Here is a 21,136-nt window from a genome sequence, read left to right as displayed (position 1 = left end):
GTGTTTCGCGGCGATGGAGGACACGTTGACGATGCGGCCGTAGTGCTGCGTCCTCATGCGTCTGACGGCCTGTTTGATGGTCAGGAAGTCGGCGGTCAGGTTGACCGCGAGGATCCGGTTCCAGCGTTCTAGATCCGTGTTGTCGAGCGTGTCCTTGATGATGATGCCCGCGTTGTTGACGAGGATGTCGATGCCGCCGTAATGTTCGTCAAGCTGCTGGAAGACGCGTTCGACGGTGCTCGGGTTGGAGATGTCCCCGGGCGCTGCGAAGGCCTCACCGCCCGCCTGGGTGATGAGGCCGACCGTGGCTTCCGCGCGTTCCGGCACGATGTCGTTGACCGCGACCCTCACGCCTTTGCTTGCGAGCAGTTGGGCGGCGGCCTGGCCGATGCCCTGTCCGGATCCTGTCACCAAGGCACGCTGGCCCTCCCAACGCTGATCGTGACGCTCCTCATCGAGTCCTGTGATATGCATGGTTTCCCTTCCCCGCGATTCTCCGGCGCCCATCCGTCGGTTCATCATGCAAGTGTAGGTGCGGACAAGGGGATACGCACGCCATCGGCCTCCTTCTGGAATGCAGGATCGGTTTCAGCAAGCCGGCCATAGGGCTATAGGCTTGGCGGAATGAATGGCTTTGGATAGGCCGGACATCGACGCAGTATTCGAGTGCACACGGAAACGGATTCGAACGAATCTCGCGACACTTCAACATAAATCCGCTTCTTCGCTGTGGTGATAACATGACGACATTGTTTTCAAGAGAGAAGACGAGGGCGTCAAATTGCACGACGTAGAAAAGAGACAATCCGATGAGTGACGCGTTGCTAGTCATCGACATGCAGGAAGCGTACGTAGGGGAGCACCGCTTCCCATACCTCAAATACAGTATGCCCGATCTGCTCACTACGGTAAATGGCGTCATTGACGCTTACGCAGACGAGAAGCGGCTGATTGTATACATAAGAAACGTGATGGAACGCAGCCTCCTCAGCCGTCTGTCACCGTTCAAAGTGTATGAGGACACTCTGGAGTCAAAGCTGGTTGAAGGACTGCACGTGGCATCGAATCACGTGTTCGTGAAACATGCGGGAGACGCGTTCTCCAATCCTCAATTGCATGCTTTCCTGAAGGAAAACAACGTGGATTCGGTCAAAATCGTGGGCGTGGATGGAGGCGGCTGCGTGGCATTGACCGCGCTGGGCGCAATAGAACACGGCTACCATGTGGTAGTCGACGAGCCGGCCATTGGCACGACATTTGAACGCAGCAAAAGGAAGCACTTCAGGAAACTGAAGGAGCTGGGCGCCGAATTCGTCTGATGGCCAACCCCTGCCTGCCGCGATTGCCATATCCGTTTGATTTGCACGGAATATGACCACACCATCAGATTTCCATTAAACGGGTCAAGATGTCAGACGGTTTTACGTCGCGAACCGCGCAGCTCCGGAAGCAACACGATGAACAACACGATGGCGAGTATGGCGGTGAGCAGATCCGCCACCGCCTGCGCCGCGATGACGCCATGGTATCCGGCGATACGGGATCCCGCATACAGTGTGATGGCAAGCATCACTCCCTGCCGGCTGATGGACAGGGCCAGCGCGCCCCACGCCTTGCCTGCGGATTGGAAAGTGCACGTGGTAACGAGGACGATTGCGACGCACACGGTGCTCAGAAGCTGCACACGCAGCATGCCGGTGCCGAGGTCGATGATGCGCTGGTCGTCGCTGAAGAAGCCCATGAGCTGTCGCGCGGAGGCCACAAGTACCACGGTCATGCCGATGGCGAGCAGGCAGAGGAAACCGTAAGCGAATCTGAGCAGTGCTTTCAGACGTGGCATGTTGCCAGAACCGTAGTTGTATCCGATAAGAGGCTGACCGCCGAAAGCGAAGGCCACAAGAATCAACACGGCGATCATAACGATTTTCAGACCGATGCCCATGGCCGCGACCGCGTCATTGCCGTATGGCAAGAGGAACAGGTTGATCATGACGATGCCAAGGCTCTGCATGAGATTGGTGACGGATGCGGGTATGCCGATGGCGAAAATGCCCGAGACCTCGTGACGGGTGATGGCGATTCCTCGGTCGCGCAGCATGAGCCGTGGATTGATGGAGAGGTTCTCGCTGCGCGCGACGAGGAACCAGATATAGTAGGCATCCGTACAGATGTTCGCTATGACGGTTGCGCCCGCGGATCCAGCGGCTCCCCATCCGAGCACATGGATGAACAATGGGTTGAGACAGATGTTGATGAGGGTTCCGGCGACCGAGCCGATGGCCGATGGGGTGGCATGCCCCTCCGCTCGCAACAGATTGGTCGGAGTCATGGACACGATGATGAACGGCGAACCGATGATGATGAGCGTGTAGAACTGGGACGCATACTGCCATGCGTCACCGTCCGCGCCGAGCATGGAGAGGATAGGGCTTCGGAACGCGAGACCGAGAACGACGACAAGCAGACCTGTGAGGACTGCTCCCCAGAAGCAGAATACGCTCAGTCGCTTGCCGTCATCGTAGCGTCCCTGTCCGTAGAGACGTGAGATCACGGAGCTTCCGCCGAGTCCGAAGATATCGCCGAGCGCAATCATGACCGTGAATACGGGGGTCGCTATCGCAACGCCCGCCACCATGTCGGTATTGCCGGTATGCGCGATGAAATAGGTGTCCACCGTGTTGTATACGAGGGTGACCATCATGCTGAGCACGACGGGAATGGCAAGGGTCATGTATGCGCGCGGTATCGGCGCCTTCTCAAAGAGTTCGTTATCCATAGCAGTCGCTAAGACTACAATGCCGAACCGGACATTCCCAAAGGCGCCGTACGGTGTCTACATCCATACGCATATACGTGTGTTGTTGCACGCTGGTAGCCGAATTGTCCACGACCGGGACTGTCAGCCAACTCGCTACGCGGCGATGTTCGATTTCTATCGAAGCGAGATTTCATCGATGCGGCGGAGCTCCTCCTCGCTGAACGAAGTGTTCCTGAGCGCTCCAATATTGTCGAGCAGCTGCTGCGGGCGCGACGCACCGACCAACACCGATGCGACCATGCCATCATGCAGCAGCCAGGCCAAAATACACATCCGATTGCAGCGTTGCAACACGTCGCAATACAATGGTCGCGTCATGATGCGTCCATGTGATGGCAGGAGGAACGTCGATGCATGTGGAGCATGGATTCGGTCCGGTTTGGGACGCCGAATCGCGAGTATTGGTATTGGGCTCCATGCCGAGTCCGAAATCTCGTGAGATGCATTTCTATTATGGGCATCCGCGTAACCGTTTCTGGCCTGTCATGGCGGCTGTGTTCCATGATGACAGCTGTCTGTGCGAAGGCATGGATCCTGTTCGGACGGTGTACGCGCGCAGGGATTTCGCATTGCGTCACCATATGGCGCTGTGGGATGTGATTGCATCCTGCGATATCGAAGGCGCAAGCGATGCGAGCATCCGCAATGCCGTTCCCAACGATTTCTCAGGGATGCTTCGTCAATCGAGCATCTCCCATATATTCACCACGGGCGCGAAGGCATCGCAGCTGTATCGGAGGCTTTGCGTTCCGCTTCTACGTTCGTATGGATTGGATGACATTCCAATGACACGATTGCCATCCACCAGTCCCGCAAACGCCGGAATCAGCCTGCCGCGGCTTATCGACGCTTACGCTTGCGTCGGACGCGCCGTTTCGTAGGTGCCGCAAGGTCTTCCGACGTCTTCGGTATTGTCCGAGCCCTCTTTATACAATCTCGGTTGCGTTGAAATCCGAGGCGTCCTCCACGAATCCGTTCGGAATGGACGTTTCCTGCGAAACCAACAAGACGGAAGGCGAAAGATGGCATTGAGCGCCGCAATCATCCTTGCCGCGGGTGAAGGAACCCGCATGCGTTCCAACAAACCGAAGGTGCTGCACACCTTGGCGGGCAAGACGTTCCTGAATCGAGTGATGGACTCCGTTTCCGCGCTTGATCCGGATACGCTTGCCGTCGTGGTGCATTACCAGGCGGAACGCGTCGCCGAAGCGGCGCGCTCCTACAATGAGCGTGTCACCATCGTCAATCAGGATGACATCCCCGGCACCGGACGCGCGGTGCAATGCGCGATGGCGCAGCTGACGCAACAGGGCGATCTGGACGGTGCCGTGCTGATCGCGGCATCCGACATGCCGTTGCTCGACACTGGCACGCTCGATCAGCTGCTTGCTTTCCATGAGCAGAGCGGCAACGGCGCGACCGTGCTGACCACCATTCTCGATGATCCGACCGGATATGGCCGTATCATCCGCGACAGCGACGGCAACGTGCTTCGCATCGTGGAGCAGAAGGACGCCAACAGCAGCGAGCTGGCTGTGCATGAGGTGAACACCTCCGTGTACGTGTTCGATGCGAAACTGCTTGCGGAAGCCATCTCCAATCTCAAATCCGACAATGCGCAGGGAGAGTTCTATCTGACCGACGCGCTCGAAGCGGCCAAGGCCAAGGGCGCGGTCGGCGCGTTCGCGGCGCCAGATCCGTTGAGCGTGGAAGGCGTTAACGACCGCGTGCAGCTCGCCGCTCTCGCCAAGGCCCACAACAAGCGCGTCTGCGAGCATTGGATGCGCGAGGGCGTCACCATCCTCGACCCGGATACCACGTGGATTGAGGACGATGTCGAGATCGCGCGTGACGCGGTCATCCTGCCGGGTTGCTTCCTGGAAGGCCATACCGTGATTGGCGAGGCGGCGGAAATCGGCCCGTACACCACGCTGATCGGAGCCACCATCGATGCCGAGGCGCATGTGGAGCGTTCCCGCGTACAAGAGACGCATATCGGCCGCGCGGCGAACATCGGCCCGTGGACGTACCTGCGTCCCGGCAACGAGCTTGGCGAGGGAACCAAGGCCGGCGCGTTCGTGGAAATGAAGAAGGCGCATATCGGCAACGGCACCAAGGTGCCACATCTGAGCTATGTCGGCGACGCCGACCTGGGCGAGCACACCAACATCGGCGGTGGTACCATCACCGCCAACTATGATGGCGTGCATAAGCACCACACCACCATCGGATCGAACGTGCACGTCGGTGCGGGCAACCTGTTCGTCGCCCCCGTCAAGGTCGGCGACGGTGTCACCACTGGAGCCGGTTCCGTGGTCCGCCATGACGTTCCGGCCGATTCCATGGTTTATTCCGAAAACACTCAACACGTAGTAGAGGGCTGGAAGCCCGAATGGGAGCGCTGAACATGCCTGCATTGCAAGTTTCCATCGACGCCGTCCGTATAGCAGCCGCGGCAGCTGACCGCATGAAGGCCACTGACATTGTGGCATTCGACGTCACCGAACCATTGGCCATCACCGACGCGATGCTCATCGCCACCGCTTCGAACGAGCGTCAGGTGCTTGCCGTCGCCGAGGAGATTGAGAAGGATTTGTATCTCAAGGCCGGCAAGCGTCAACCGCGGTCGCGCGAAGGGCTGACCGAAGGTCAGTGGGTACTGCTTGACTATGGTGACTTCGTCATCCACGTCATGCATCAGGAGTCCCGCGACTACTACCGTCTCGAACGTCTGTGGAAGGATTGCCCAAGCATCGACCTGCAGCTTGAGCATGCCGAAACGACCCAGGACCAGATGGATTTCGAGGATTCGGAGCAGAACGAGGAAGCCTGACGACGGTTTTCACACGGACGTGTCTTCCCTATGAACGGAGAGGGCACGTCCGTTTCGTTCCATACGACAGGGTGGATGAATAGAGCAACAGAAACTTGGACGACACAGGGGAGAGGCATGCCTAGAAACGTCGAGTTCGAGCACGACGACGCCATGACGCCGCACGTGCATTCCATCACGTTGGTACGTCATGGACGCACCTCGTACAACGAACAGCACCGATTGCAGGGGCAAATCGACATTCCGCTCGACGAAGTGGGCCTGTGGCAGGTAAGGCAGACCGCGGCCGCGCTACGTGAGCTCTATGTGGAGCGTCATCCCGAAGTGCCACACCAGCTGGTCGTCTGCTCGGACCTCAAGCGCGCTGCCGCCACCGCACATGCGTTCGCCGATCCGCTCGGCCTTGACGTTCATCCAGACATCCGTGTGAGGGAACGCAGCTTCGGCGAATGGGAAGGCATCTCCGTCGAGGAGCTTGCCGAGCGTTTCCCGGAGGACTATCTGTCATGGGCCCAGTTCCGAGGAGGCGAGCTCAAATATGGTGCCGAACCGAAACAGGAGGTCGGCAGACGTGGTGTCGAGGCGCTGAATGATTGGGCCTCGAAAGCCGGCGGAGACACCGATCTGTACGTGTTCTCACATGGCGCATGGATCTCACAGACGCTGCAGACCCTGCTGGGCTTGAATCAGATACATGGCGATTTCGCGGACATTCTTTCGATGCGGAACGCGCATTGGGTGCGGTTGGTGCCTCTGGAGCTTCAGGGCACATTGCGTTGGCGGCTGGCGGAATACAATCATGGTCCTGCGATTGCCTATACCAGCCAATGGGAGCATCCGCGGCTATAAGCCTGATCAGACGCCTCGATGCAGCCGGAGAGAGCGGTGGGTGCCATCCCTGATTTTTCCAAGCTTTTCACAGAATCGCAGGTTTTTCCAAAGCGCAATCGGCTACCGTCTTGGATTGTGAGGAATTTTTTCAAGGGAATATCATTCTCGTCGATTTTCGCGGGCGCTCTCGCCGCGGTGACGTCATTCCTGCTTTCCGCGAAAATTGGTATCGCGGGATCGGTGATTGGTGTCGCGGCCGGCTCCATCGTGTCCGCTGTGGCGACGCAGGTGTATAAGAACGTGCTCAAGGCTTCGGGGGAGAAGCTGCAAAGCGCCGTGCCGTTCGTGGGCGGCGACAAGAGCGATACGGAAGATGCAAAGGACAAGGATGGGAAAGAAGACGACGCCACCACGGTGATCGCGCCCGCCGTGTCCGAAGGCGACAAGACCACCACAATGCCCGCTACCGACGCGGACCAGACGCAAACGCTGTCCGCAGGTGACGATGATGCGACCAGGACGATGTCTGCGGCATCCGGCCGAGTCATCTCCTCCGCGCAGGCCGACGGCCGTGAAACGCACCTGCTTCCGAAAGATGCCGCCAGTGGACATTCCGATGGACAGATTCAGCATGCCGGTCGCCGGGCCGCGTTCAACGCCTGGCTGCATGGCAAGTACGCCCCAATCGTCATCGCCATCATAAGCGCCTTGATTGGTGTGGCCGTGAGCGCAGGACTGATTCTGGCGTTCACCGGCGGACATGGAACCGACACCGTGGTTCGCGACGTGGTCAACAACAGCAAGCAGACGCCGTCAGACGACAATGACGACGATTCCACCTACGGTACCGGCGATGGCGCACAGGATGGCATGCAGGGCCAGCCCGACACGACCGACACCGACGAAGACACGCCCCAAACCCCCACCAAGAACAGCGGGAAGGACACCAGTAAGAAGACGGACTCCTCGACTGGCGGCACCAGCTCGTCCACCACCGATTCCGGTTCGTCCACCAAATCCGACACAAGCAATTCGACCAAGACGGACACGTCCACGGATTCCAACCAGTCGTCAGACGGGTCGACCTCATCCACCGATTCCGGACAGGGTACCGGCTCGTCGAGCAGCTCGAACAGCTCGACGGACACGAGCCAGAACCAGTCGCCGACCGGTTCCCAAACCTCCAACAGCACGTCGTCCGATACATCCGGTAGTGGAACCGGCTCCACGAACTAGCAGCGCATGGCATGTCCAAAGCGGCCATCCCATGCGACACGCCGAGGATTGCATGATTCTGCTCTGTGTTGTATCTTAATCAAGGTTTGCAGAGCAGACACGGGGCTATGGCGCAGCTGGTAGCGCATCTCCATGGCATGGAGAGGGTCAGGGGTTCGAATCCCCTTAGCTCCACACGTAAAGGCTTCCGATGATTCGGGAGCCTTTTTTCATACTCTAATCCGAGATTGACGGCAGTCATCCGTTGCTGGCGGATCTTGCTTCGCCGTTATCTTCAGCAACCCGCCATGACACGCCACCCCCATTGTGGACGATTGTGGATAAGAGTCATTCATCCACTTATCCACAAATCCGTCAGAACCGGTGGCGGATTATGCTGATTCCTGCCATGCTGTCTCTACGGACGATTGAAGGCGATCGTCCCGAAGCAAAGCGACGGAAGGAACATGAATATGACATCCCCATTCTCAATCAGCCGTCAAACGATGCTGTCGGCAATTCTGTCCACGCTACTGGCATGCATCCTGGCCGCGACATGCGCGATGATTCTGACGGGCGGAGAGATGCTAGCCGTAGTCGTCACCACCGCTGTCGCATTGCTTGCCGGAGGAATCCTGCTGCTGCGCATGTGCCAAGCATCCGATTGTTAAAAGCCGGCAAAAAGCCACATGGTACAAGGCAAAAACCGGTGGCCGGTAAAACATGTGGATACAATGAAAGCCATGATTGACGAAGTACTCTTCCTGCGCCATGGACGCACCGCTTACAATCTTGCCAGACGTCTGCAGGGACAGATCGACATCCCTCTCGACATCGTCGGCCGATGGCAGGCGGACCAAAGCGCATACGAACTCGCCAAAACCTATTATTGGGCGAAAGTCGCGCATCTCGCCGAACATAATGAACAACTCACACAGCCTTCCTACGAGGGCGCGCATCTCGCCAGTCTCGACGAGATCAACAATGCGCCCGCCGCTGGCCGCCGTATGATCGTCGTCTCCTCGGATCTGTTTCGCGCGAGGCAGACCGCGCACGCCTTCGCCGACCTCATGGGACTCGACGTGGAATCCGATCCTCGTCTGCGGGAACGTAGCTTCGGCGAATGGGAGGGCATGACACGCGAGGAAATCTGCGAACGTTACGCCGACGACTACCGTTCCTGGCGGGCTCATACCGGTGGCGAAATCAAGCATGGCGTGGAAAGCCGCGTCCACACCGGACATCGTGGCGCCGAAGCCGTACAGGATATCGTCGCCACGCATGATGACGATGCGCATCCGACCACGCTGCTGCTCGTCGGCCATGGATCATGGATTGTCGCCACCGTGGCGGTTCTGCTCGATATGGATCCGGACGATCTCAACAATGTCGGTGCCATGCGCAATGCCTTCTGGACACGCATGACCCCACACTCCGATCCCGTCGATCCGACGCGCCGCACTTGGAAACTAGAGGAATTCAACCAAGGTCCGGCCATCGCGGCAACGGCGGACTGGGAGAACGGGCCGGAGTCGTTGCGCGCGCCCGGCATGCAGTCATGGAAACCGATCGTCCAATAAACGGTGCCGGTATTCGCCCCAAACCGGGTCACAAGGTGAACGCTTGATGAAATCATCGCCGTTCGAGCGGTGAATTCTCGCGGTGGGACTATCCTTGATAAGGTTGTTTGCCCGACTGTGCGGAGCGCCGCCGGCATCCGGGCTCCGTACAGCGATAGAACGTTGGAAAGCGCGAAAGGCGGGTGAGAGACATGTTGAGAATGTTCAGAACGATTAACGGCCAGGTGGAGCGGATCCAAAAACCCGAGAACGGCTCCTGGCTGTGCCTTTCGGAACCCACTGACGTGGAACTTGCCAACGTATCCATGGAGACCGGCATCGATCTGGCCGATCTGCGTGCCCCGCTGGATGACGAGGAACGTTCGCGCGTCGACGTTGAAGACGATTACACGATGATCATCGTGGATATTCCAACGGTGGAGGAGCGGGGAGGTCGCGACTGGTATGAGACCATCCCGTTGTCGATTATCATCACTCAATCGGCCATCATCACCGTTTGCATGCAGGACACTCCCGTGTTGCATCCGTTCATGGAGGGCACTATCCGCGGCTTCAACACGTATATGAAGACACGGTTCATCCTGCAGATTCTGTACCGCAACGCCACCATGTACCTGCGCTACCTGCGCATCATCGACCGGGAAAGCGACAAGCTCGAACTCAAGCTGCGTCACTCCATGCAGAACCGCGAAATCCTCATGCTGCTGGAGCTGAGCAAGACATTGGTCTACTTCACCACATCGCTCAAATCGAACGAAATCGTCATGGAGAAATTGACCACGCTGCCGCGACTCAAGCAGTATCCGGAGGACGAGGACCTGCTCGATGACGTCATCACCGAAAACAAGCAGGCCATCGAGATGGCCAACATCTACAGCGGCGTTCTCGCCAACATGACCGACGCGTTCGCGTCGATCGTGTCAAACAATCTGAACAACGTGATGCGTATCTTCACCATCATCTCCATCACACTGTCCATTCCGACCCTGATCTTCTCGATGTACGGCATGAACTTCCAGCATGGTATGCTTGGCATGCCGTTGACGGACAAGCCTTGGGGCTTCGCGGTCGTCATCGGCGTCTCCGTGGTCATCTCCGCGATCGTCACCTGGTTCCTCACCCGTTCCCGCATGTTCAAGTGATGCGTATGGGTGGAAGGATTCGTCGTGTGGCCGCAGCGGCAGGCGCGGTGTTGATGGCAATCGGCATGGGAGGCTGCGGCACGTCGGTTTCCGTAGTGACCGAAGGCGCGGCACAGGGACCGACGATCGCAATCGGTGTCGCGGCAGACCAGCCGGGGCTTGGCTGGCTGCATGGAGGCGAATATTCCGGTTTCGACATCGACGTCGCCAAATATGTGGCGAAGACCTTGGGATACGCGGAAAAGCAAATCGTGTTCAGGCAGGTGACGCCGGACACAAGGGCCTCGTCACTCACCGATGGCACCGTCGATATAATCGCGGATTCCTTCTCCGTCGATGACGCCCACGATGGCGAGGCCGATGTCGCAGGTCCGTATCTGACCGTGCATGAGGCTTTGCTGGTACGCTCTGATGATTCGTCCTCAATCAAAGAGACTGACGACCTGTCCGGGAAAACAGTGTGCGCGGTTACCGGCAGCGTGGCCGCGCACGATATCTACGACCGCGCTAAGAATGCGATTGTACGGGAACGTGACACGTATCCACAGTGCGTGACGGCGTTGATGATCGGCGAGGCCGACGCGATCGCAACGGACGACGCGATCGCAACCGGTCTGGCGGCCAACAATACGGGCGACCATCTAAGAATCATCAATGTCCCCGCCGTCGAATGGTCCTACGGCATCGCGGTCAAATCGGGACAAAGCGAACTGGTGGGGCAAATCGACGCCGCGTTGCGAACCATGGTGAAAGACGGCTCATGGCAACGAGCCGTCGATGATATGAACGGGACGATCGGGTACGTTCCCGACGCGAAGACGAATCCTCCGACGGCATCGGCCAAGGACTCCTCCTCCGATTCATCCATGCCATCGGAAAAATAACGGGACCACACGTGCCTGAATAGTGGTTGATTCCTTGCGGAGTGTCCAGTTGCGCGGCTAATTTCATGCATTATGAGTGACACCGAGAAAAGCGCGCAGGCGCAGTCGAACGAATCCGCCGAACCGTCGTTCCGCTACAATGCGAAGCTGGCGCAGGGCATTGAAGAGAAATGGCAGAAGATCTGGGACGATGAGGGCACCTTCTGGGCCGCCAACGTCAGCGGCGATCTGAAGGACGGCAAGGGCCGCAATGCCGAAGGCCGCCCGTCCTACTTCGCAATGGACATGTTCCCGTACCCGTCCGGCAAGGGTCTGCACGTCGGCCATCCGCTGGGCTACCTGGCCACCGACGTGGTCAGCCGCTACCATCGTATGAAGGGCGAGAACGTGCTGCACGCCATGGGCTATGATGCGTTCGGCCTGCCGGCCGAGCAGTACGCCGTCCAGACCGGCCAGCATCCGCGCATCACCACCGAGCAGAACATCGCCAACATGCGCCGCCAGCTGCACCGCATGGGCTTAAGCTTCGACAACCGTCGTTCCTTCGCCACCATCGATCCCGGTTACGTTCGTTGGACCCAGTGGATCTTCTCCCGCATTTACGACGCGTGGTATGACGAGGACGCTACGAATCCTTCCGGTTCCAAAGGCTGCGCCCGACCGATCAGCACGCTGATCGAGCAGTTCGAATCCGGTGAACGCGCCATCCCGGGCTTCGAGGGCAAGGCATGGTCCGATCTGACCGAAGCTGAACAGGCCGACGTGCTCAACGACTTCCGTCTCGCCTACATCTCCAAATCGCCAGTCAACTGGTGCCCAGGTCTGGGCACTGTGCTCGCCAACGAGGAGGTCACCGCCGAAGGCAAGTCCGAGCGTGGCAACTTCCCGGTGTTCCAGCGCGAGCTGCGTCAATGGTCCATGCGCATCACTGCGTACGGCCACCGTCTGATCGAGGATCTCGATACCATCGACTGGCCCGAGAAGGTCAAGCTCATGCAACGCAACTGGATTGGCGAGTCCCATGGCGCTTCCGTGCATTTCGAGGTCGAAACCCCGGATGGTGTCAAGGACATGGAGATTTACACCACCCGTCCCGACACGCTGTTCGGCACCACGTTTGCCGTCGTGTCTCCCGAGCATCATCTGCTCGAGCATGTGCCTGCAGCGTGGCCTGCAGATACTCCCGAGGATTGGAAGGGCGGCTATGACACTCCGGTCGAGGCCGTGAAGGCCTACCGTCTGGCCGCCGAAGCCAAGACGGCCAAGGACCGCGTGGACGAGGCGGGGGAGAAAACCGGTCTGTTCACCGGCCTGTACGCCATCAATCCGATCACCGGAGCCAAACTGCCGCTGTTCACCGCGGACTACGTGCTTATGGATTATGGCACCGGCGCCATCATGGCCGTGCCGGGCGGAGACCAGCGCGATTACGACTTCGCCGTCAAATTCGGTCTGCCGGTCATCTACACCGTCAAGCCGCTGCCGGAATACGGTGACGACCTCGCCAACTACGAAGGCAAGGCGCCGTTCGTCTCCCATGACGGCATCGTCATCAATTCCTCCATCGACGCCACCAAGGCCAAGGGCGACGCCCTGAGTCTCGATGGGCTACGCGTGGACGAGGCCATCGACAAGGTCAACGCATGGCTTGAATCCGCCGGCGTCGGCAAGGGCACCGTCAGTTACCGTCTGCGCGATTGGTTGTTCAGCCGCCAGCGTTACTGGGGCGAGCCGTTCCCGATTGTTTACGGCGAAGATGGAACCCCGCACCTGCTGCCCGACGACCAGCTGCCGATCAATCTGCCCGACGTTCCTGACTACAGCCCGAAGACGTTCGATCCGGACGACGCCGAATCCAACCCGGAGGCGCCGCTGAGCCGCAACGAGGATTGGGTCAAGGTGGAGCTCGATTTGGGCGATGGCAAGAAGACCTACTACCGCGATACCAACACCATGCCGAACTGGGCCGGCTCCTGCTGGTACTACATGCGTTACCTCGACCCGACCGACACCAAGCACATGGTGGAGAAGGACGAGTTCGACTACTGGATGGGGCCGAACCACAACAAGACCGCCGGCAAGTCGGGTGGCGTGGACCTGTACATCGGTGGCGTCGAGCATGCGGTGCTGCACCTGCTGTACTCCCGTTTCTGGCACAAGGTGCTGTTCGACCTCGGTTATGTCGATTCCATGGAGCCCTTCCACAAGCTGTTCAACCAGGGCATGATCCAGGCGTACGCCTACACCGACGACCGTGGCCAGTACGTGCCTGCCGCCGAAGTGGTGGAAGGCCCAGCCGACGCCAACGGCGAGCCGACGTTCACCTGGAACGGACAGCACGCCAACCGCGAGTTCGGCAAGATGGGCAAGAGCCTGAAGAATATCATCACGCCGGACGACATGTACGAGAACTACGGCGCCGATACCTTCCGTCTCTATGAGATGGGTATGGGCCCGCTGGCCGAATCCCGTCCGTGGAACACCCGCAACGTGATTGGCTCCATGCGATTCCTGCAGCGCTTGTGGCGTAACGTCATCGACGAGACCACCGGTGAAGTACGCGTCACCGACGACGAGCTCGACACGAAGACGCTGAAACTGCTCAACAACACGATCGCCGACGTGACCGTGGAGATGGAGGCCATGCGTCCGAACACTGCCATCGCCAAACTCATCGTGCTCAACAACCATCTGACCGGCCTCAAGAGCGTTCCACGCGCCGCGGTCGAACCGTTGATCCTGATGCTTTCCCCGATCGCCCCGCACATCTGCGAGGAGCTGTGGAGCAAGCTTGGACATACCGAATCCCTGGCGCACGCAGATTGGCCGAAGGCCGATGAGCGCTATGTCGGTCAGGATTCCGTCACCGCGGTCGTTCAGATCAAGGGCAAGGTCCGCGCCAAGCTCGAGGTCTCCCCGGACATCGATCCGAAGGAATTGGAAAAGATGGCGCTTGAAGCCGTGGCCGACCGCCTGGGCGGCAAGGAGCCGCGCAAGGTCATCGTGAAGGCTCCGAAGATCGTCTCCATCGTCCCGGCGGAGTGACGTTCTGCCCGTCGAACACCTCTTTAGAGAGATGTGAGGTCTTCCATCACCCGGCGACACGCCGGGCTTGTGGATAACCCACGTTCTCCGACCACAGGGGCCGTTCCGACTGGACAATGTGCCCGTACATCCTCCAACTTGGATGCATGGGCACATTTGTTTCTCGTTCCAAGCGCTCCATCCAAGCCTCCCGCACGGCGGGAGGCGATACGGACGTGCCGCTCGCAGCGATACGGCTACGCGGACTCAGCCTGTCTGGAAACGCAGGTCGGCGTGACGACTCTGCCAGTCCGCCGCCAGCGGAGAAGCCGGACGAATCGTCCGGCTTTATGGAGCATGCCGCTTCCAAGCGGACGGCACATGGCGAGAAGCCGACATTGGAAGTGCTTGCCGGAGTCAGGCCGACGGATGGTGCGGATGACATGGAACGGCCGAAACGGGACAGGCCGCGATTGGCATTCCGGCCGTTCCACGCGCTTGTCGCCATCCTCGCACTGTCATGCGCTTTGTGCGCGAGTCTGACCATGCTGGTGCAGCAGGCGACGCATTATGGTGCGATGCAACGGAACCAGGCCATGCAATCGCAGGAACAATCAAAACAACGGCAATCGCAGCAGGCTGGGCAGGAGTCCCCCCAACAGGCCCCGCAGCAAACTCAGCCCACGCAGGAACCACAAGAGGCGCCAGCCGAGCCGTCGCAACCTCAATCGAACCAGATTGACATCAACACAGCCGGTCTAGACGAACTGCAGACGCTCAAAGGCATTGGACCGGTCACCGCACAACGCATCCTCGACCATCGGACGCGAATCGGCCGATTCGATAGCGTCGACCAGTTGTTGGAGGTCAAGGGCATCGGCGCGAAGACCTTGGAGAAGTTTCGTGACCAAGTGTGCGTGCGATGAGCGACGGCGACTATCTGGGCAGGGAGTGTGGAAGCCGTGACTGGCGTCTGCTTCCGGCCGCGTTATGCGGTTGGGCGGCGAGTCTTGCCGCCCACGCTGGCTTCGGCTATTGCATGAATCATGACGGCATATTGGGATTGCTTCCGATTGTCGTCATTGGAATGGTGCCGGCCGTTGCCGTATCGGGGCTGGCGTTTCTACGACTATCAGAGCCTCTCCGACGTTGGTTGTCCGTCTGGCATGCGAGCGTCACGATGTGCGCGGTCGCGGCGATCGCATGCGCGTCCTGTGCCTTGGCATACGATCTGCTGCAATGGCGTGACCCCGCTTCCAAAGCGGCAGCTGAAGGAGAAGTCAGTGCCATCACAGTCATACGCGCCACTTCGCCGGCCGTCAGCTCCGATCGGCGTTCGAACGATTGTCGTCTCGACGCGCGCGCCATGTCTATCACCATCGACGGCATCCAACAGAATAGTTCGGCGCGCATACGCGTGTATGCAGACCATCCCGAATGTGGAAAACTCAGGCAAGGCGGCACGTACAAAGTTTCGGGCGCCATTTCCGAGGCGGAATACGGCGCCATGCCGTTGTGGCTGACCGACGCCATGCTGGTTGGACGAATCAGACCACCAAGCATACCGATGCGCATCATCGATACAATGCAGCAGGCGTTCCTCACGCAGACGACACAGCTATCCGACCAGGGGAAGGTGCTGGTCCCGGGACTGACCTTGGGTATCCTTGGTCAAGATTATGTTCCGGCCGAAGGAACCGACGTTGGCATTGACTCCACATACGCAGCACAGATCGAGGATGCGTTCCGTCGATCGGGAATCGTGCATCTCATGGCGGTCAGCGGTGGCCATCTGGCCGTGGTTGCCGCATTGGTCCGCGGCATCTGCTCGTTTTTCCTTGCTCCACGCCGGGTTTCCGCGCTGCTGGTAGCCTCCTCATACGTCATGCTGTCGGCGTGCGTGTTCCCGTCGGATTCGGTGTCCCGGGCGCTGATGATGGGTCTGTCCGGAGCGGCATGCCTGTTTCTGGGCAGACGAGGGCAGGCGATGGCGTCATTAAGCTGGACCACATTGGTCATGCTGATGGCATGCCCGCAGATGTCGCAAAGCTTCGGATTCGCTCTGTCCTGCGCCGCGGTGCTCGGCATCGTGCTGTTCGCCGAAACGCTCAACGCATGGATGATGCCGGTCATGCCACGGTTCATCGCCGAAGCCATGTCCATGACCATTTCGGCGCAAGTGTTCACCCTGCCGATCCAAGTGCTCATCGAACCGGAACTGCCGATATTCTCCGTACCGGCCAATCTGATGGTGGCCCCATTCGTGGGATTTTCCACGCTGGCCGGCCTGGCGAGCCTGACGATCTCATGGCTCATTCCTTGGATGGGCCTGCAACTGGCCCGCGTAGCGTCTTGGGGCACTTTGGTCATGGAGATGACCGCGCTCCATTTGGGAACTGGAGAACAGGCGACGGTCCCTTGGGCCGGAGGAATCAAAGGAGCGGCACTCATCTGCGTTGTAGAGGCCATATGCGTCCTGACAGCCGTCATCGCGCGTCGAGTCCTCGCCGCAATGATCATCCAGGAACCCGATTTGCCTGGGAAACGCCTCATCGTCAATCCTGTGGAACGGCTGCGCATGTGGATGGAACGTACTCGGAAGGCATTGCGCGAACTGCAATGGGAGGAATAGGCCATGCCGGTTTTGTCCACCGATACAGCGAGATTGAATGGTATGCCGAAACCATCCGCAGCCACCACGCCCTTCCACCTCGTGTACGGAGGCGACTCGTACCTGAACGACCAGACGGTGCGCGACCTCAAACACGAGGCGCAACGCCGGTATCCCGACGCGGAAACCATCGAACTCGACGCGGCAAACGCCGACCATTACGCCTTCGACGAAGCGGTAAGCCCATCATTGCTTGCGGATCGCGCCATCGTCATCGTCACCAACCTGCAGAACGCGGACGAAAAACTGGGCGACGCCATGGTCTCTTACTGCAGACAGGCGTGCAAGGAGCCGGCGGACGCGTGCATCGTCATCTGCCAGCATGAGGGCGGTGTGAAGGGCAAACGTCTGGTGGAGCAGCTCACCAAGGCCGGAGCGTACAAGGACGCTGTCGCCGACCTGAAGAAGCCCGAGGCCAAACTCAACTTCGTCATGCAATGCTTCGAACGGCGCAAACGCCGCGTCGACCCCATGGCGGCGCAACAGCTGGTGGCGGTGCTTGGAGACAGAACCGGCGAACTCGCAGCCATGGTTGACCAACTCTGCTTCGACTTCGACGACAATCCCATGACCGTCGACCGAGTCAATCAATACCTCACCTCCAATCCCCAAGTCGACGGATTCCGCGTCGCGGACCTCGCATTGGCGGGACGTACCGCCGACGCCATCATCGCCATGCGCTCATCCGTCGAACAAGGCACCGCGCCGATCGCGCTCATCGGAGCGCTCGCCATGAAGCTACGCACGATGGCAAAGGCCTCGGCCGTACGCGCCGGCACCATTTCCACAGCCGAGGCGAAAACGAATCCCTGGGTGCTGAAAAACGCCACGCGTCAGCTTTCCGGATGGACGTCAAGCGGCATGAGCGCCTGCATCCAAACACTCGCCTGGGCCGATGAACAATGCAAAACGAATGGCTCGGATCCGGTCTATGCTTTGGAACGGTCCATCGAACTGATCAGCCGCAAAGGACGTGCCATATGAGCAACACCATCACCATCACAGCCGCGACCGGCGAGGATATGAGGGGGCTGGGGAGGCGCGTCGCCAGACTCACGCATGGCGGAGACGTGCTGCTGCTGTCTGGCCCGCTCGGAGCGGGAAAGACCACATTCGCACAGGGTTTCGGTGCGGGACTCGGCATTGGCGAGCCCATCGTCTCGCCGACCTTCACCATTGCACGTGAACTTGAGGGACGGTTCTCGGACGGTGCGCCAGCCCATCTGGTGCACGTCGACGCCTACCGGCTTGGAGGCAACGCCTACGCGCCCGGTCAGGATGCGGTCGGACGCCTGTTGGACGAGTTGGAGTCGCTGGGTCTGGATGAGGAATTGGAGGATCCCGGCGAGAACACCGTCATTCTGATGGAATGGGGTGAGCAGATGGTGGCCGCCCTGGCTCCGGAACGTCTTGAAATCCATATCGAAAGGCCGTTGGATACGCCTGCCACGGATACGGATGGCGAACTGACCAGCGCGGGCGCACGCACGGTGACGCTGGTGCCGGTGGGAGTCTCTTGGAATTCATTCGATTTCGCCGCGGGCACACGCTGACAAGGTCACATGCCACCGGCATGCGCTACGGGCGGATTCCAACGCCGGTTGTACAGTAGTGGCAGTTTGGCACAAGGAGTTTTAAACATATGCAGACACTGGTGATTGACACCTCGTACGGTTCGACCGTCGGCGTGGTCGGGCACGAGTCGATTGTCGAAACGGATTCGCGCACCCACGTCGAAAAACTGCAGGTGAACATTGCGAAAGCCGTCGAACAGGCTGGACTGGAGGCGTCGGATATCACCCGCATCGTCGTCGGCATCGGCCCGGCGCCGTTCACCGGCCTCAGGGCCGGAATCGTCGCAGCCAAGGCGTTGGCATTCGCCACCGGAGCACAGTTGGTCGGCCAGGACGTGCTTTCGCCGCAGATTCTTGCGCATCCAAATCCAGAGGACGGTCGCCACCATCTGACGCTCGCCGTGAACGACGCGCGCCGCAGACAGCTGTATTTCGCACTGTATGACGTGGAAAACGACATGAACGCTCCGGATGCGCTCATCGACATGGACATCGACTATCCGGATTCCATCGCCGCGCGTGTCAACGACGCCTTGGCGAAGCTTCCCGAAACGGGCAAGCCGTATGCAATCGACGTCGTCGGCCATGGCGCGGTCAAATACGCGAGTTCCTGGGAAACGATTGACGCACTTGGCGAGGTGGACGATCATGCGCTGCTCGATGAGGGTGCGGATGGACTGTCCCGTTTTGCCGCTTTCGCGACTAGAGAACAGGCGCTGTCCAAGCCGACGCCCGTCGAGCCGTTGTATCTGCGTCGTCCCGACGTGTCCGTGCCGAATCCTCTCAAGCATGTGCTCAACCATGCCGGTGCCGAACGGACGGAATGACGGCCCGCATATGATTGTCAATCAATCGCAGATTCCCGAAGAGGCCGCCATTACGCAGATCGCAGCTTTGGAAGCCGATCTGTTCGGGCGCGGCGCGTGGAGCGAGGAATCCGTTCGACAGGAATTCCATGCCCCTGCGCGTGTGTATCTGATGGATGTCGAAGATGGCGGCGGCGTGGATTCGGAGAATCCCGTCATTCGCGGATACGCCGGATACTGGTATGACGGGGACGATGCCGAAATCATGACGATTGGCGTCGGCAGGCCGTTCCAACGACGGGGGATAGCGGCATCACTGCTCGAATCGCTCATCGATTCGGCCCGTAGGCAGGGCGCCAGACGCATGCTGTTGGAAGTGCGCGTCGACAACACGCCCGCACTGGCGCTGTACGAACGATTCGGTTTCACCCGAATGGGATTGCGCAAGCGCTATTATCAACCCGAGGGAATCGACGCATACACCATGAGCCTTGACTTGGAGCCGCGTATCGTCGGCTTCAGCGCGGCTCGGCATTCGGAGACGGATGCGGCAACGGAACACACTTCAGAAGAACATATGACGGAGCAGCAATGAGCGAACCAATCGTACTCGGCATCGAATCAACCTGCGACGAGACGGCGGCGGCCATAGTAAGGGGACGCACCCTGATATCCAACGTAGTCGCGTCCTCCATGGACGAACACGCGCGTTACGGAGGCGTGATCCCGGAGATCGCTTCCCGCGCGCACGCCGAAGCCTTTGTTCCATGCGTGTCCAAGGCGCTTGCCGACGCCGACATGACATTGTCCGATGTCGACGCAATCGCGGTGTCGGCCGGCCCCGGACTCGCCGGATGTCTCGCCGTTGGAGTGTCCGGCGCCAAATCGCTGGCTTGGGCCGCGAACAAGCCGATCTACGGCATCAACCATGTGATAGGGCATATCGCAGTGACGCAACTGCAATTTGGCCCATTCCCCAAAGACACACTCGCTTTGATCGTGTCCGGGGGACACACTTCGCTGCTGCACGTCGAGGATGTGGCGCGACATATCGACGTGGTGGGCACCACGCTTGACGATGCGGCTGGCGAATGCTTCGACAAGGTCGCGCGGCTGCTTGGATTCCCGTATCCGGGCGGTCCGCACATCGACCGTCATGCGCAGTTAGGCGATCCGCACGCCATCAAGGTCCCGCAGGGACTCACACAGGGCAAGGCCGGCCAGCAGCATCCCTACGATTTCAGTTTTTCCGGCGTGAAAACAGCCGTTGCGCGATGGATCGAGCAGCAGCAGACCGAAGGCAACGAGATTCCGGTTGATGACGTATGCGCCTCTTTGGCCGATTCCGTTGCGACTGTGCTCGCCAAAAAGGCGATGCGAGGATGCGAGCAATACGACTCGAAAACCCTGATCGTCGGCGGAGGATTCTCCGCGAACTCGCAGCTGCGCGCCAAACTACTGGAATTCGGAGCAGCGCATAACGTCGAAGTGCGCATCCCGCAGATCAAACTGTGCACCGACAACGGCGCGATGGTCGCTATGCTGGGCGTGAATCTGGTCGAGGCGGGTGTCAGACCTTCCAACCCCAATTTCGCTATCGATTCGGCTATGCCGCTGACGAAGATCTGCATGTGACGTTTCGCCGCTGCGTACAGACAAGACACGCGGGGATTTGCGTTTTGTCGTTTTTCGCATATTATTTTTGTCTTGTGCACGGCGTGCATGAAACATTCCTGCGTAGCTCAGTTGGCAGAGCAT

At 59.4% G+C, this 21,136-nt stretch carries 20 protein-coding genes, 1 tRNA gene and 1 pseudogene; 19 read left to right on the top strand and 3 right to left on the bottom strand.

All coding sequences use genetic code 11. The features are described from left to right. Positions 1–474: SDR family NAD(P)-dependent oxidoreductase (locus ACR0P8_RS06010; protein WP_432624250.1), on the bottom strand; the 474-nt coding region annotated here is incomplete at its 3' end. A gap of 335 nt (positions 475–809) precedes the next feature. Here ACR0P8_RS06010 and ACR0P8_RS06005 point away from each other — a divergent pair. Continuing rightward, positions 810–1,319, top strand: a complete 510-nt coding sequence (locus tag ACR0P8_RS06005; protein WP_026645996.1) for a cysteine hydrolase family protein — start codon at positions 810–812, stop codon at positions 1,317–1,319. Between the two features lie 92 nt (positions 1,320–1,411). Here ACR0P8_RS06005 and ACR0P8_RS06000 read toward each other — a convergent pair whose 3' ends face one another. Further along, the gene (locus ACR0P8_RS06000; RefSeq protein WP_432624249.1) at positions 1,412–2,776 is read right to left on the bottom strand and encodes an MATE family efflux transporter; all 1,365 of its coding nucleotides are present in this window, start codon (positions 2,774–2,776) and stop codon (positions 1,412–1,414) included. A 156-nt stretch (positions 2,777–2,932) separates the two neighbouring features. Next, a pseudogene (locus ACR0P8_RS05995) lies at positions 2,933–3,082 on the bottom strand (aldo/keto reductase); the annotation flags it as partial. A gap of 86 nt (positions 3,083–3,168) precedes the next feature. Here ACR0P8_RS05995 and ACR0P8_RS05990 point away from each other — a divergent pair. The 18 genes from ACR0P8_RS05990 to tsaD all read left to right on the top strand — a co-directional run bounded on the left by ACR0P8_RS05990 (position 3,169) and on the right by tsaD (position 21,013). Continuing rightward, positions 3,169–3,699 carry a DNA-deoxyinosine glycosylase gene (locus ACR0P8_RS05990; RefSeq protein WP_432624248.1) on the top strand — a complete coding sequence of 177 codons (531 nt, stop codon included), beginning with the start codon at positions 3,169–3,171 and terminating at the stop codon, positions 3,697–3,699. Between the two features lie 141 nt (positions 3,700–3,840). Further along, positions 3,841–5,223, top strand: coding sequence for a bifunctional UDP-N-acetylglucosamine diphosphorylase/glucosamine-1-phosphate N-acetyltransferase GlmU (gene glmU / locus ACR0P8_RS05985; RefSeq protein ID WP_432624247.1), 1,383 nt, complete (start codon positions 3,841–3,843; stop codon positions 5,221–5,223). Between the two features lie 2 nt (positions 5,224–5,225). Then, a complete protein-coding gene (gene rsfS, locus ACR0P8_RS05980; RefSeq protein WP_432624246.1) occupies positions 5,226–5,651 on the top strand; it encodes a ribosome silencing factor in 426 nt (141 codons plus the stop codon). Positions 5,652–5,768: 117 nt separating this feature from the next. Then, positions 5,769–6,500, top strand: a complete 732-nt coding sequence (locus tag ACR0P8_RS05975) for a histidine phosphatase family protein (protein WP_432624245.1) — start codon at positions 5,769–5,771, stop codon at positions 6,498–6,500. A 117-nt stretch (positions 6,501–6,617) separates the two neighbouring features. Continuing rightward, positions 6,618–7,718, top strand: a complete 1,101-nt coding sequence (locus ACR0P8_RS05970; RefSeq protein ID WP_432624244.1) for a hypothetical protein — start codon at positions 6,618–6,620, stop codon at positions 7,716–7,718. Between the two features lie 101 nt (positions 7,719–7,819). After that, positions 7,820–7,892: transfer RNA gene (locus tag ACR0P8_RS05965), tRNA-Ala, on the top strand. 278 nt (positions 7,893–8,170) lie between these two features. Continuing rightward, positions 8,171–8,368 (top strand): hypothetical protein, encoded by a 198-nt coding sequence (locus ACR0P8_RS05960; protein ID WP_432624243.1) that lies wholly within the window; start codon positions 8,171–8,173, stop codon positions 8,366–8,368. A 72-nt stretch (positions 8,369–8,440) separates the two neighbouring features. Continuing rightward, complete coding sequence (locus ACR0P8_RS05955; protein ID WP_432624242.1) at positions 8,441–9,277, top strand: histidine phosphatase family protein; 837 nt, start codon at positions 8,441–8,443, stop codon at positions 9,275–9,277. Between the two features lie 191 nt (positions 9,278–9,468). Beyond that, a complete protein-coding gene (locus tag ACR0P8_RS05950) occupies positions 9,469–10,419 on the top strand; it encodes a magnesium transporter CorA family protein (RefSeq protein ID WP_432624241.1) in 951 nt (316 codons plus the stop codon). Positions 10,420–10,445: 26 nt separating this feature from the next. Further along, complete coding sequence (locus ACR0P8_RS05945) at positions 10,446–11,303, top strand: transporter substrate-binding domain-containing protein (RefSeq protein WP_432624240.1); 858 nt, start codon at positions 10,446–10,448, stop codon at positions 11,301–11,303. Positions 11,304–11,375: 72 nt separating this feature from the next. After that, positions 11,376–14,348 carry a leucine--tRNA ligase gene (gene leuS, locus ACR0P8_RS05940; RefSeq protein WP_432624239.1) on the top strand — a complete coding sequence of 991 codons (2,973 nt, stop codon included), beginning with the start codon at positions 11,376–11,378 and terminating at the stop codon, positions 14,346–14,348. Between the two features lie 146 nt (positions 14,349–14,494). After that, complete coding sequence (locus ACR0P8_RS05935; protein WP_432624238.1) at positions 14,495–15,253, top strand: ComEA family DNA-binding protein; 759 nt, start codon at positions 14,495–14,497, stop codon at positions 15,251–15,253. After that, on the top strand, positions 15,250–16,959 hold the full coding sequence (locus ACR0P8_RS05930; RefSeq protein ID WP_432624237.1) for a ComEC/Rec2 family competence protein: 1,710 nt from the start codon (positions 15,250–15,252) through the stop codon (positions 16,957–16,959). Before ACR0P8_RS05935 ends, ACR0P8_RS05930 begins: the two co-directional genes overlap by 4 nt. Positions 16,960–17,001: 42 nt before the next feature. Next, positions 17,002–17,982, top strand: coding sequence for a DNA polymerase III subunit delta (gene holA / locus ACR0P8_RS05925; RefSeq protein ID WP_432624236.1), 981 nt, complete (start codon positions 17,002–17,004; stop codon positions 17,980–17,982). Continuing rightward, positions 17,979–18,551, top strand: a complete 573-nt coding sequence (gene tsaE / locus ACR0P8_RS05920) for a tRNA (adenosine(37)-N6)-threonylcarbamoyltransferase complex ATPase subunit type 1 TsaE (protein WP_432624235.1) — start codon at positions 17,979–17,981, stop codon at positions 18,549–18,551. Before holA ends, tsaE begins: the two co-directional genes overlap by 4 nt. 89 nt (positions 18,552–18,640) lie before the next feature. Further along, positions 18,641–19,399 carry a tRNA (adenosine(37)-N6)-threonylcarbamoyltransferase complex dimerization subunit type 1 TsaB gene (gene tsaB / locus ACR0P8_RS05915; RefSeq protein ID WP_432624234.1) on the top strand — a complete coding sequence of 253 codons (759 nt, stop codon included), beginning with the start codon at positions 18,641–18,643 and terminating at the stop codon, positions 19,397–19,399. 10 nt (positions 19,400–19,409) lie between these two features. Beyond that, complete coding sequence (rimI, locus tag ACR0P8_RS05910; protein ID WP_432624233.1) at positions 19,410–19,973, top strand: ribosomal protein S18-alanine N-acetyltransferase; 564 nt, start codon at positions 19,410–19,412, stop codon at positions 19,971–19,973. Next, on the top strand, positions 19,970–21,013 hold the full coding sequence (gene tsaD, locus ACR0P8_RS05905) for a tRNA (adenosine(37)-N6)-threonylcarbamoyltransferase complex transferase subunit TsaD (RefSeq protein WP_432624232.1): 1,044 nt from the start codon (positions 19,970–19,972) through the stop codon (positions 21,011–21,013). Before rimI ends, tsaD begins: the two co-directional genes overlap by 4 nt. Positions 21,014–21,136 lie beyond the last annotated feature (123 nt).

Source organism: Bifidobacterium sp. (assembly GCF_050874245.1).
Lineage (GTDB): Bacteria > Actinomycetota > Actinomycetes > Actinomycetales > Bifidobacteriaceae > Bifidobacterium.
Note: the sequence above shows the minus strand (reverse complement) of the source record. Positions and strands in the feature narration are given on the sequence as shown.

Excerpts from the sequence above, each read along its gene's own strand:
- ACR0P8_RS06005 (WP_026645996.1), top strand. The coding sequence starts at position 810 with ATGAGTGACGCGTTGCTAGTCATCGACATGCAGGAAGCGTACGTAGGG.
- ACR0P8_RS06000 (WP_432624249.1), bottom strand. The coding sequence starts at position 2,776 with ATGGATAACGAACTCTTTGAGAAGGCGCCGATACCGCGCGCATACATG.
- ACR0P8_RS05990 (WP_432624248.1), top strand. The coding sequence starts at position 3,169 with ATGCATGTGGAGCATGGATTCGGTCCGGTTTGGGACGCCGAATCGCGA.
- glmU (WP_432624247.1), top strand. The coding sequence starts at position 3,841 with ATGGCATTGAGCGCCGCAATCATCCTTGCCGCGGGTGAAGGAACCCGC.
- rsfS (WP_432624246.1), top strand. The coding sequence starts at position 5,226 with ATGCCTGCATTGCAAGTTTCCATCGACGCCGTCCGTATAGCAGCCGCG.
- ACR0P8_RS05975 (WP_432624245.1), top strand. The coding sequence starts at position 5,769 with ATGCCTAGAAACGTCGAGTTCGAGCACGACGACGCCATGACGCCGCAC.
- ACR0P8_RS05960 (WP_432624243.1), top strand. The coding sequence starts at position 8,171 with ATGACATCCCCATTCTCAATCAGCCGTCAAACGATGCTGTCGGCAATT.
- ACR0P8_RS05955 (WP_432624242.1), top strand. The coding sequence starts at position 8,441 with ATGATTGACGAAGTACTCTTCCTGCGCCATGGACGCACCGCTTACAAT.
- ACR0P8_RS05950 (WP_432624241.1), top strand. The coding sequence starts at position 9,469 with ATGTTGAGAATGTTCAGAACGATTAACGGCCAGGTGGAGCGGATCCAA.
- leuS (WP_432624239.1), top strand. The coding sequence starts at position 11,376 with ATGAGTGACACCGAGAAAAGCGCGCAGGCGCAGTCGAACGAATCCGCC.
- ACR0P8_RS05935 (WP_432624238.1), top strand. The coding sequence starts at position 14,495 with ATGGGCACATTTGTTTCTCGTTCCAAGCGCTCCATCCAAGCCTCCCGC.
- ACR0P8_RS05930 (WP_432624237.1), top strand. The coding sequence starts at position 15,250 with ATGAGCGACGGCGACTATCTGGGCAGGGAGTGTGGAAGCCGTGACTGG.
- holA (WP_432624236.1), top strand. The coding sequence starts at position 17,002 with ATGCCGAAACCATCCGCAGCCACCACGCCCTTCCACCTCGTGTACGGA.
- tsaE (WP_432624235.1), top strand. The coding sequence starts at position 17,979 with ATGAGCAACACCATCACCATCACAGCCGCGACCGGCGAGGATATGAGG.
- tsaB (WP_432624234.1), top strand. The coding sequence starts at position 18,641 with ATGCAGACACTGGTGATTGACACCTCGTACGGTTCGACCGTCGGCGTG.
- rimI (WP_432624233.1), top strand. The coding sequence starts at position 19,410 with ATGATTGTCAATCAATCGCAGATTCCCGAAGAGGCCGCCATTACGCAG.
- tsaD (WP_432624232.1), top strand. The coding sequence starts at position 19,970 with ATGAGCGAACCAATCGTACTCGGCATCGAATCAACCTGCGACGAGACG.